We start from the raw sequence: 10,431 nt of genomic DNA on the forward strand, positions 1-10,431 counted from the left end.
GGGCCGGGGCGAGGGGTCCGGTCATGGCCGCGGGCGCGGACGCGGCGGCGAGGACGGGTATGAAGTCTTCGGCGACGAGGGCCTGTTGACCCTGCATGTGGTGCTGGGCGTGACCATCCTCGTCCTCGCCGCGCTCCGGCTGCTGTGGCGCGTCACCACCCCGCTCCCGCCCTGGGCGCCGACGCTGCGTCCGTACGAACGCGTCCTGGCCACCTGGACGGAACGCGCGCTGCATCTGCTGACCTTCGCCATCCCCGCGACCGGGCTGTGGCTGGTGCTCGCCGGGGACGAAGGGGCCGTCGGACCCCATGTCGCCACGCATATCGCGTTCGTGGTGGCGCTCACGCTCCATGTCGGACTGGTCCTGAAGCATCAACTCCTGGACCGGGACCGGCTGCTGAGCCGGATGCTGTGAAGTCCGGGGACGCTGTGAGCCGGCCCGTCCTACTTGCCGACGGCCTTGCGCAGCTGTTCCTTGTTCATGGACGAACGGCCCTCGATGTTCTTCTTCTTGGCCTCTTCGTAGAGCTGGTCCTTCGTCGGCCCCTGTGCTCCCTTGTGCGAGCGCTCGCCGCCGCGCTGCGAGGACGACTTGGGGTCCTTCGTGGAGGTCCGGCTGGAGGACTTCGCCTCTCCCGAACGGGCACGCTCCTTGTTCACCGTACGAGCGGCGATCTCCTTGGCGCGGGACTTGGACGCACCGCGGTCCTCCGCGCTGTCCTTGATGTGCTCGTACTGCCGCTCACGCTTCTTGCTCGATCCGGCGGGCATCATTCGCTCCTTTCCTCGTCGTCCTCGGGTGTCTCCGGGGCTTGATCCCGCGTACCCCCGCCGAGGACGGTTACGCACCGCTGCGGCGGGACCTACACTGTGTCGGCTCGGGCCACCGCACCAGCAGGTTCAGCGCCGCGACAACCGATACGGGGAGCAGCCGCCATGTTCTATTACGTCCTGAAGTACGTGCTCCTCGGACCGCTCCTCCGGCTGATGTTCCGGCCCCGTATCGAGGGCCTGGAGCATGTGCCGGCCACGGGCGCGGCCATCGTCGCGGGCAATCACCTCTCATTCTCCGACCATTTCCTGATGCCCGCGATCCTGAAGCGCCGGATCACCTTTCTCGCGAAGGCCGAGTACTTCACGGGCCCCGGCCTGAAGGGCCGTCTGACGGCTTTCTTCTTCCGCAGCGCGGGGCAGATCCCCGTCGACCGGTCGGGCAAGGAGGCCGGGCAGAACGCGATCCGCGAAGGGCTCGGCGTCCTGAACAAGGGCGAGCTGCTCGGCATCTACCCCGAGGGCACGCGCTCGCACGACGGGCGGCTGTACAAGGGCAAGGTCGGGGTCGCGGCCATGGCTCTGAAGGCGGGTGTGCCCGTGGTTCCGTGCGCGATGATCGGCACGTTCGAGGCGCAGCCGCCGGGCCAGAAGATCCCCAGCCTGCGTCCCATCACGATCCGTTTCGGCGAGGCCCTGGACTTCTCCCGTTATGCCGGGATGGACAACGAGAAGGCCGCACTGCGCGCGGTGACCGACGAGATCATGTACTCCATCCTCGAATTGTCCGGTCAGGAGTACGTGGACCGCTATGCGGCGGCCGTGAAGGCCGAGGAGCAGGAGGCGGCCAAGGCCGAGAAGAAGGAGAAGGCGGACAAGGCAGGACGTAAGTTCCCGCGGGCGCCGCTGAGTTAGGGTGAATGCTCCTCGGTGAACGGACAGATCAGGGCGGGCGGGCACGTGGCGGAGCATGAGCGGTACACCAAGCTGATCGGACTTCTCGACGAGCGCGGTGCGCGGTACCGCGTGATCGAGCATGAGGCCGAGGGTGCCACGGAGGCGGTGAGCGCGCTGCGGGGCAATACCCTCGCGCAGGCCGCCAAGTGCATCGTCGTGATGGTCAAGCTGACGAAGAAGACCAAGGCGTATGTGCTCGCCGTGGTGCCCGGTGACCGGCGTGTGGACCTGGGCGGTGTGAAGGCGCTGCTCGGCGGGGTCTACGCGGGCTTCGCCACCGCCGACGTGGCCGAGCGGCTCGCGGGGAGCGTCAGCGGGACCATTCTGCCGTTCTCGTTCGACCCGGAGCTGCAGCTCGTCGTCGATCCGGCGCTGCTGGAGCAGGAGGAGCTGTTCTTCAACGCCGCGCGCCTCGACCGTTCCCTCGCGCTGCGGACCGCGGACTATGTCGCGATCGCGGAGCCGCGGACGGCGCCGATCGCCGAGTGACCTCACCGCTCAAGGGCCATCGGACGGACCACCTCACCGCATCAGCGACTCAAGGGCCGTGTCCAGCACCCGCCGCACCGCGAGCCCGTCCCGCGCCACCGCCGTGACCAGAGCGGCCGGACCGGCCAGCGGGGTGAGCGACGCATGCTCGCCCAGCATGCACGGCTGGACCGGCGCCTCGGTGAATTCCGGCCGTACGACGAGGAGTTGGCCGAGCGCCCGCAGGCCCCCGAGGACAGCGGGGCCGTCCCAGCCGGCCGGAGCGCCAGGCCCGCAGGACAGTTCCTGGTCGAGCAGGGTGCGGCCTGCGATCCATATGGTCATGCGGCTGGTGAGCCGGCCCGGTGTTTCACCGCTGCGCCCGAGCACCTGCTCCTCGCGCAGGACGAGAACTCCGTCCTCGGTGACATCGGCCCGGGTCGTGACGTGCAGATCGCTGCCCCGGGCGCTGATGAGCTGCTCCGGCAACCAGTGCAGAGCGGCGCCCTGGCCGACGGTCAACTCGACGTCGTAGTACGCCGGTTCCCCGCGCTGGCCGGGCAGGGCGATGGTCGCGGCGGTGGAGGTGACCCGCAGACGGGCCTCGTCTTCCGCTGCGGCGCGCACGGTGAGCCGGTCGCCACCGAGCGGCGCGCTCATGGCGCCGACGAGTGCGACGCGCGCCTCGCCGTCCGCGCCGCGGATGCGACGTACCGCCAAAGGGCCTTCGCCTTCGAGCACGGGCAGCACGGTGGCGCCGCTGCCGTGGCGGCGGGCGGTGATGCGTGCGGTCGCCCGGATGCCGGTGGGAGCGGGGCCGGCGGGAGGGGCGCTCTCGGGAAGGGCACTCTCGGAAAGGGCCGAGGCCGGCGCGGGGACCCCGACGGGAGCGACGGCGACAGCTTCTGCCGTCATGCCGCGCTCCAAGCGGCGAGCTTCGCCCGCACCCAGTGCGCCACCTCGCCCACGCCCTGCTCCGAGCGCAACGACTGGAACACCACCGGCAGTTCGTTCCGCTGCGCCTTGGCGTCACGTGCCATCCGCTGCAGGTCGGAGCCGACGTGCGGGGCCAGGTCCGTCTTGTTGACGACCAGGAGGTCGGCGGTGGTGACGCCGGGGCCGCCCTTGCGCGGGATGTCGTCGCCGCCCGCGACGTCGATCACGAAGATCTGGGCGTCGACGAGGCCCTTGGAGAAGGTCGCGGTGAGATTGTCACCGCCCGACTCGACGAGGATCAGCTGCAGCGGACCGATCTCGTCCTCCAGATCCTCGACGGCTTCGAGGTTGGCGGAGATGTCGTCGCGGATCGCGGTGTGCGGGCAGGCGCCGGTCTCGACGGCGGTGATCCGCTCGGGCGGCAGCACGGCCTCGCGGAGCAGGAAGTCGGCGTCCTCGCGGGTGTAGATGTCATTGGTCACGACGGCCAGCGAGACGGAGTCGCGCAGCGCACGGCACAGGGCCGCGACGGTGGCGGTCTTGCCGGAGCCCACGGGCCCGCCGAGTCCGATCCTGAGCGCACGGCGGGTGCCGTCGGCGCGCAGGGGTTCGGCGCTGTGGGAGTGGCGTTCGGGGAAGGTGGTCGCGTGGTCAAGGTGCACGGTGGGATTCCTCTGCGGTGATGCTCTGCGGCGATGGGGAGTTGAGGGGTTACGAGGCGAACAGCCGTACCGGCCAGGCGCGATGGGCTTCGGCGCCGATCTCCAGGAGCGGTGCGGAGGCGCGGGGCAGGGCGTCGACTCCTTCGGCGAGCGCCCGGCGGGCCGCCGCCACTGCCGCGGCCACGGTCTCGTCCATCGCGGGCGCGAGCCGTGCGAGCACCGCCGTCGCCTGGAACGGATCGAGGCTGAGCAGCCGTACGGTCGCGGTGGCCGGACCGCTGACGCTCTCGTACACCGCGCAGTACGCGGCGTCCTCGGGCCCGAGCCCCGCCGCCCGAGCGGTGAGCCCCAGCACCACCGGCTGGTGGGCGCCGCGCGGGCGGGCGGCGGCGAGCGCCGAGAGTTCGGGTGCGGGCCAGGTGGCGCGGGCGGCCCGCAGGAGCTGCCGGCCGAGCTTGCGGCCCGCCGTGCGCAGGGCGGCCGAGGGCGTACGGGCGTCGGCCGCCGCGTCGAGGTCGAGCGGGTCCATGCCGTGGGCCGCCGCGGCGGCGAGCCCCGCCGCGACCAGGCCCGCGGTGTACAGCCGGCCGCGGCAGAACGCCTCGAGCGTGGCCGCGTCCGTGATCCGCCCGGCCTTGACCGCCTCCTCGGCTCCCCCGGAGTGGGCGTGCCCGCCCGCGGGGAAGCGCCCGTCGGCCAGGACGAGCAATGCGGCTCTGCTCATGGACCTACTCCTCGCTTACTCATGGACGTACTCCTCGAAGGCGTACTCATGGACGTACTCCTCGAAGGAGCGCGGCGATACCGGCCGGGAGGCGCTCGCGGTCAGAACAGGAAGTACCGCTGCGCCATGGGCAGTTCGGTGGCCGGATCGGGCTCGACCAGTTCTCCGTCGACGGTGACGGCGAAGCTGTCCGGGTCGACGCGGACATCGGGCCGGGCGTCGTTCTCGCGCATATCGGCCTTGGTGATGCCCCGGGTGGAGCCGATCGCCGTGAACCGCTTGTCCAGACCGAGGCGTTCGGGCAGCCCGTCGTCGAGCGCGGCCTGCGCCACGAAGTTGAACGAACCCTGGCCCGGCGCCTTGCCGAGCGCCCCGAACATCGGGCGCGGCAGGACCGGCTGCGGAGTGGGGATGGAGGCGTTGGAGTCCCCCATCTGCGCGTACGCGATCTGCCCGCCCTTGATGACGAGCTGCGGCTTCACGCCGAAGAACGCCGGGTCCCACAGCACGAGGTCCGCGAGCTTCCCGCTCTCGACGGAGCCGATCTCGTGGTCGAGTCCCTGTGCCACGGCGGGGTTGATCGTGTATTTGGCGACATAGCGACGAGCACGGTGGTTGTCCGCGCGTACATCGCCGGGCAGGAGGCCACGCCGCTTCTTCATCACATGCGCGGTCTGCCAGGTGCGCAGCACCACTTCGCCGATCCGGCCCATCGCCTGCGAGTCGGAGGAGATGATCGAGATCGCACCCAGGTCGTGCAGGATGTCCTCGGCCGCGATCGTCGAGGGCCTGATCCGTGACTCCGCGAAGGCGAGGTCCTCGGGGACCGACGGGTTGAGGTGGTGGCAGACCATCAGCATGTCGAGGTGTTCCTCGACGGTGTTCACGGTGTGCGGCCGGGTCGGATTGGTCGAGCTGGGCAGGATGTTGGGCTCGGATACGACGGTGATGATGTCGGGTGCGTGCCCGCCGCCCGCGCCTTCCGTGTGGTACGCGTGGATGGAGCGCCCCGCGATCGCGGCGAGCGTATCGGCCACGAAGCCGGCCTCGTTCAGCGTGTCCGTGTGGATGGCCAGCTGCGCCCCGGTCTCCTCGCACACGGACAGACAGGCGTCGATGACCGCCGGCGTGGCACCCCAGTCCTCGTGGATCTTGAACCCGAGTGCTCCGCCGCGCAGTTGGGCGTGCATGGCGTCGCGCGACATCGTGTTGCCCTTGCCGAGCAGTCCGATGTTGAGCGGCGTGGAGTCGAGCGCCTGGAACATCCGCTCCAGATGCCAGGAACCCGGTGTGATCGTGGTCGCCTTGGTGCCCTCGGCCGGTCCGGTGCCGCCGCCGACGAGCGTGGTGATGCCGCTGGCGAGCGCGGAGTCGAAGAGGGTCGGCGAGATGAAGTGCACATGGGCGTCGATGGCGCCCGCGGTGACGATCTTGCCGTTGCCCGCGATGATCTCGGTCTCGGGGCCGATGACCAGGTCCGGGTGTACCCCGTCCATGGTGTCGGGATTGCCCGCCTTGCCGATGCCGGTGATCCGGCCGTCCCGTATACCGATATCGGCCTTGACGATGCCCCAGTGGTCGAGGATCACCGCGCCGGTGATGACGGTGTCCGGCGCGCCTTCGGCCCGCGTCACACGGGACTGGCCCATCGACTCGCGGATGACCTTGCCGCCGCCGAACACCGCCTCGTCACCTGCGCGTCCGGGTCCGCCGGCGCGGTCCTCCTCGATCTCGATCAGCAGATCGGTGTCCGCGAGGCGGATGCGGTCGCCGGTGGTGGGGCCGAAGAGATCGGCGTAGGCGGCACGTGTCAGTTCAGGCATCGAGCGCTCCCGCCGTCTCGCCGCGCAGCCCGGGCACCTGCCGCAGGCCCTTCAGAGGTATGAGTTCCACCTCGGCCGGGATGCCCGGCTCGAAGCGCACGGCGGTGCCGGCGGCGATGTTGAGCCGCTTGCCGTGCGCGGCCGGACGGTCGAACTCCAGGCCGGGGTTGGCCTCGGCGAAGTGGTAGTGGGAGCCGATCTGGACCGGGCGGTCGGCGGCGTTGAGGACGGTGAGCCGGGTGACGTCGAGGCCCGCGTTCAGGGCCACGAGGTCGTCGGCGTACAGGATCTCTCCGGGGATCACGGCAGGACTCCCCCGTCAGACGATCGGCTCGTGCACGGTGACCAGCTTGGTCCCGTCGGGGAAGGTCGCCTCGACCTGTACGTCGTGGAGCATCTCGGGGACGCCTTCCATGACGTCGGCGCGCGTGAGGACCTTGCGGCCCGAGTGCATCAGCTCCGCGACGGTCCTCCCGTCGCGGGCGCCCTCCAGGACATGGGAGGTGATCAGGGCGATGCTCTCCGGGTGGTTGAGCTTCACACCGCGTTCGCGACGCTTGGCCGCCACATCGGCGGCCACATGGATGAGCAGGCGTTCCTGCTCATGCGGGGTCAGTTGCACGCGTGCACCTCACAGTCCTCTTGCCTGAGCCGAGCGCTCCGGACCTTAGCCCCGTTCAACACTTTGTTGACCTGGGCTTTTCCGCTCGGCGGGAAGAGATTGCACGCTAATGCCGAAGTTTTTCCTCCGCGTTAACTGGGGTTGGGAACCTCCATACGCATCACCCCGCGCAGACCCTGCTGCATCTGCCCGACTTCCAGGTCTCCGAACAGTGCCTGCTGCGCGATGAATCCCATCGCACAGCCCATGAGGGTGCGGGCCGCGTACTCCGGCTCGACATCGGCGGGCATGATCCCCTGCCGCTGGTACTCCTTGACCACCGCGGTCCACCCCGCGCGCATCACCGAGACGGCCGCGAACACCCGGGCCCCGAGCGCCTCGTTACGCGCGGTCTCGCCCCAGACCTGCAGCACGAGCTGACCGAACTCCTGCTCCGTCTCGAACCCCGTACCGGCGAAGCACTTGCGCAGGACATACGCGAGGAGCTCGTCGGGCAGCGGTGGCGGGCTCTGCCGCGCCGCTTCGTCGAACGCGTCGCGGAGCACCGCGAAGGCCTCGTCGGCGATCGCCTCGATCAGCGCGTCCTTGCCGCTGAAGTAGCGGTAGACGGCGCCGGCGGACAGCCCGACCTCCTTGAGGACGTCCTGCATGGACGTGGCATGGAAACCGTTGCGCGCGAAGCAGCGGCGCGCGCCGACCATGATCTGACGCCGTCGGGCGTCGAGGTGTTCCTGCGATACACGGGCCATGGGCTCAAAGTAAAACGAACATTCCTTCTTGACAAGCGCCAGAGGCGGCGGGACAGTGAGGCCAACGTAAAACGAACGATCCTTCTCTTTAAATTCGGCGCCCCCGAGGCGCCCCGGCACACGAGGAGCACGCCATGTCATCCGCTACGCAGACGCCCGGTACGCCGACACCAGGCGCACAGCCACCGGCCGCAGGCCCGCGCAAGCTCATCGCCGTGATCGTGCTCGTCCCCGTCATCGTGGCGCTCGCCCTGTGGGCGTTCGCCTGGCCGGCCTCCCGGACGGCACCTCGCGATCTGCCGCTCGGGGTCGCGGGCTCCGGCACCGCGGTGAGCCAGGTCGAGCGGCAACTCACCCAGCGCGACGGCGCCTTCGAGATCCACCGCTACGCCGACGAGGCCGCCGCACGGGACGCGATCGAGGACCGGACCGTATACGGAGCGATCGTCGTCACCGAGCAGGGACCGAAGCTTCTGACGGCGACCGCGGCGAGCCCGCTCGTCGCCCAGCTGCTCCAGCAGGCGGCTGCCGCCGGAGCGCCCGAGGGCACCCAGATCCCGACCGACGACGTGGTCGCGGCGCCCGCCGACGATCCACGCGGCGGTGTGCTCAACGCCAGCACGCTTCCGCTCGCCATCGCGGGTGTGGCGGCCGGTGCCCTGGTCACGGTGCTCGGCCTTCGAGGGGTACGGGCGGTGGTCGGCCTGGTCGGCGCGGCAGCCCTGGTCGGAATCGTCGCGGCGGCGCTCGCGCACAGCTGGCTCGGCGCACTGAGCGGCGACTGGTGGACCGAGGTGTCCGTGCTCGCGCTCTCGACGCTGGCGGTGAGCTCGGTGGTGGCCGGGCTCGCGGCCCTGATCGGCCCGGCCGGTATCGGGATCGGCGCGCTGCTGGTCATCCTCATCGGCAACCCGTTCTCCGGTGTCACCTCCGCCCCCGAGCTGCTCCCCCAGCCGGCCGGTGTCATCGGCCAGTTGCTGCCGCCGGGTGCGGGCGGGTCGCTGCTGCGGTCCGTGTCGTTCTTCGACGGGGCGGGCGCCGCAAGGCCGGCGATCACGCTCGGCGTGTGGGTTCTGGTCGGGCTGACCCTCGTGCTGATCGGCGGGGCGCGCAGGCGGCCGGCCGCGGTCGGCAGCGACGCTCCGCCGGCGAACGCACCGCAGCCCGCGCCGGTTGGCTGAGCCTCGGGGCCGATTGTCCCTACCCCCAACACCCCGGCCCCCAGGGCCGGTTGAGTGCCGGCCGACTCGCCCAACTCCCCTCCCCCAAGTACGGCCGTGCACCCTCGACGTAGCGGACGAGGGTGCACGGTCCTTTTGCCGGGCGAGAGTGGTTGCCCGGTGACACCGGCGGGAACACTTGGCCGGGGCGCCTGGACCGGAGGCGCGCGGGGGAAGCCGGGGGATCTGACGATGCGTGGACACAGGCCGGGCGAACGGGTGAAGCAGCTGCCCGTCGCGGCGATACCCGTGGGCGGGGTCGGCACCTGGAGCGTGGCCGACGCCGAGCGGTGGCGGTCGGCCCGGGCGCCTGTCATCTTCGCGCCCGCCGCGGGGAGTTGGGGCGCGGCGGTCGCGGTGGTGGTGTCGTACGTACTGACGTCGGCGTTCTCGTCCTCGTCCGCCGCCTGGCACGGTGGCGCGGACGCCGGAACGGACTGGCTGCGTTATCCCGGAGCGGTACTCCTGGCGGCCCTGCCTCTCTGGTATCGCTACGTGCCGATCCCAGCCGGGGTGGCCGGTGCGGTCGTCGCGGTGGACGCGGGATTCTCGCTCGCCTCGGCGGACAGCGGCACCGAGCGGGCGGGGTATCTGTTCGTACTCACCCTCTGCGCCTGGGCGTTGACCGGGAGCTGTCTGCGCCTGCGGGCCCGCCGCAGGCAGCGCGCGCTGTTCCTCGCGGCGGCCGGGCGGCGGCGCTTCCCTCTGCCCGCGCGGGCGCCCGAGTCGGACGGCTATCGCGGGCACGCCCTGTTCTACGCCGGGGCCGTGTTCTGTCTCATCGCCGCGGGTCTCCTGATCGAAGGACTGGTCAGGGACTTGTCGGGGGACGCCTATGACGCGGTGGGCCAGCAGACCGTCGCCCTGGTGCTCCTTCTCCTCGGCAGCACCCTGTACGGACGGGGCGTGACCACGTACCTGGCCGCGCGCCGACTGCACGAGGAGGAAGGGCACCCCGCCCTGCGCGTGGGCATCCGCATCACGCCCGACGGCCGCCACTGGATCCACCCCGACGCCCGCACCCCCGCAGGACAACCGCTGATCTCGTACGCCCCCGGGGAACGGGACACGTGCCGGCCCGCGCAACTGCTCGGCAGCAGCTCCTCCTACGGGCTCGGCGACGGACACCACAGCATCGACCCGTCCACTGAGCCGTTCGAAGCGGTCCTCTACGGACCCGTGCACGAAGGCGCCGAGATCGTCGTCGCGTACGCCACCCTCGCCTACCACGCCCGTCAGGACACGGGCCAGATGAGCTTGGGCGTCACCGCCGCCGCTCTGTTCCCGCACCGCCGTCACGGCCTTGGGCCGTGGCAGCCGGTCGACGGCACGGCCCACGAACGCGCGCGACGCGAGAAGGTCCGCGAGGACGCCGCCCGGTCCGACCGCATCCGCGACGAGCTGGCCCGGTCCCGGGCGCAGCGCGCGAGCCGAGCGAAGCAGGCCGGCGCCGGAACGGCCGGCGGGTCCACCGCCGCGGGTGGCGGGGGCTGCGGGGG

General features: G+C 71.0%; 13 protein-coding genes. 5 read left to right on the plus strand and 8 right to left on the minus strand.

Annotation, left to right across the window (positions count from 1 at the left end; translation table 11 throughout):
* Positions 1–415: cytochrome b (locus tag G6045_RS35585; RefSeq protein ID WP_206344620.1), on the plus strand; the 415-nt coding region annotated here is incomplete at its 5' end.
* 29 nt (positions 416–444) lie between these two features.
* On the opposite strand, the gene G6045_RS35590 is transcribed toward G6045_RS35585, so the two are convergent.
* Positions 445–771: a plasmid stabilization protein gene (locus G6045_RS35590; protein WP_165336350.1), complete on the minus strand. Its 327-nt coding sequence runs from the start codon at positions 769–771 to the stop codon at positions 445–447.
* A gap of 165 nt (positions 772–936) precedes the next feature.
* Between G6045_RS35590 and G6045_RS35595 the strand changes: the two genes are divergently transcribed.
* Together G6045_RS35595 and G6045_RS35600 are read left to right on the plus strand one after the other, a co-directional pair.
* Positions 937–1,686 (plus strand): lysophospholipid acyltransferase family protein, encoded by a 750-nt coding sequence (locus tag G6045_RS35595; RefSeq protein WP_165336351.1) that lies wholly within the window; start codon positions 937–939, stop codon positions 1,684–1,686.
* A gap of 15 nt (positions 1,687–1,701) precedes the next feature.
* A complete protein-coding gene (locus G6045_RS35600) occupies positions 1,702–2,217 on the plus strand; it encodes a YbaK/EbsC family protein (RefSeq protein ID WP_408056405.1) in 516 nt (171 codons plus the stop codon).
* A 33-nt stretch (positions 2,218–2,250) separates the two neighbouring features.
* Here the strand turns inward: G6045_RS35600 and G6045_RS35605 are convergent, their stop codons facing one another.
* From G6045_RS35605 to G6045_RS35635, 7 genes are all read right to left on the minus strand, one after another.
* On the minus strand, positions 2,251–3,111 hold the full coding sequence (locus tag G6045_RS35605; protein WP_165336352.1) for an urease accessory protein UreD: 861 nt from the start codon (positions 3,109–3,111) through the stop codon (positions 2,251–2,253).
* Entirely contained in the window at positions 3,108–3,794 is a 687-nt protein-coding gene (ureG, locus tag G6045_RS35610; protein ID WP_165336353.1) for an urease accessory protein UreG, read from the minus strand. The genes G6045_RS35605 and ureG overlap by 4 nt, the downstream gene beginning before the upstream one ends.
* 49 nt (positions 3,795–3,843) lie before the next feature.
* Positions 3,844–4,518, minus strand: coding sequence for an urease accessory protein UreF (locus G6045_RS35615; protein WP_165336354.1), 675 nt, complete (start codon positions 4,516–4,518; stop codon positions 3,844–3,846).
* A 101-nt stretch (positions 4,519–4,619) separates the two neighbouring features.
* Complete coding sequence (locus G6045_RS35620; RefSeq protein ID WP_165336355.1) at positions 4,620–6,341, minus strand: urease subunit alpha; 1,722 nt, start codon at positions 6,339–6,341, stop codon at positions 4,620–4,622.
* A complete protein-coding gene (locus tag G6045_RS35625) occupies positions 6,334–6,645 on the minus strand; it encodes an urease subunit beta (RefSeq protein ID WP_165336356.1) in 312 nt (103 codons plus the stop codon). Before G6045_RS35625 ends, G6045_RS35620 begins: the two co-directional genes overlap by 8 nt.
* A gap of 15 nt (positions 6,646–6,660) precedes the next feature.
* Entirely contained in the window at positions 6,661–6,963 is a 303-nt protein-coding gene (locus tag G6045_RS35630) for an urease subunit gamma (protein WP_165336357.1), read from the minus strand.
* 131 nt (positions 6,964–7,094) lie between these two features.
* Positions 7,095–7,712 carry a TetR/AcrR family transcriptional regulator gene (locus G6045_RS35635; RefSeq protein ID WP_165336358.1) on the minus strand — a complete coding sequence of 206 codons (618 nt, stop codon included), beginning with the start codon at positions 7,710–7,712 and terminating at the stop codon, positions 7,095–7,097.
* Positions 7,713–7,846: 134 nt separating this feature from the next.
* Between G6045_RS35635 and G6045_RS35640 the strand changes: the two genes are divergently transcribed.
* Positions 7,847–8,893, plus strand: a complete 1,047-nt coding sequence (locus tag G6045_RS35640; RefSeq protein WP_165336359.1) for an ABC transporter permease — start codon at positions 7,847–7,849, stop codon at positions 8,891–8,893.
* Between the two features lie 231 nt (positions 8,894–9,124).
* A partial coding sequence (locus G6045_RS35645) for a hypothetical protein (RefSeq protein ID WP_165336360.1) occupies positions 9,125–10,431 on the plus strand: 1,307 nt, incomplete at its 3' end.

The sequence above is a fragment of the Streptomyces mesophilus genome (assembly GCF_011044995.1).
In the GTDB taxonomy this organism is placed as follows: domain Bacteria; phylum Actinomycetota; class Actinomycetes; order Streptomycetales; family Streptomycetaceae; genus Streptomyces; species Streptomyces mesophilus.

Excerpts from the sequence above, each read along its gene's own strand:
- G6045_RS35595 (WP_165336351.1), top strand. The coding sequence starts at position 937 with ATGTTCTATTACGTCCTGAAGTACGTGCTCCTCGGACCGCTCCTCCGG.
- G6045_RS35620 (WP_165336355.1), bottom strand. The coding sequence starts at position 6,341 with ATGCCTGAACTGACACGTGCCGCCTACGCCGATCTCTTCGGCCCCACC.
- G6045_RS35605 (WP_165336352.1), bottom strand. The coding sequence starts at position 3,111 with ATGACGGCAGAAGCTGTCGCCGTCGCTCCCGTCGGGGTCCCCGCGCCG.
- G6045_RS35590 (WP_165336350.1), bottom strand. The coding sequence starts at position 771 with ATGCCCGCCGGATCGAGCAAGAAGCGTGAGCGGCAGTACGAGCACATC.
- G6045_RS35635 (WP_165336358.1), bottom strand. The coding sequence starts at position 7,712 with ATGGCCCGTGTATCGCAGGAACACCTCGACGCCCGACGGCGTCAGATC.
- G6045_RS35615 (WP_165336354.1), bottom strand. The coding sequence starts at position 4,518 with ATGAGCAGAGCCGCATTGCTCGTCCTGGCCGACGGGCGCTTCCCCGCG.
- G6045_RS35640 (WP_165336359.1), top strand. The coding sequence starts at position 7,847 with ATGTCATCCGCTACGCAGACGCCCGGTACGCCGACACCAGGCGCACAG.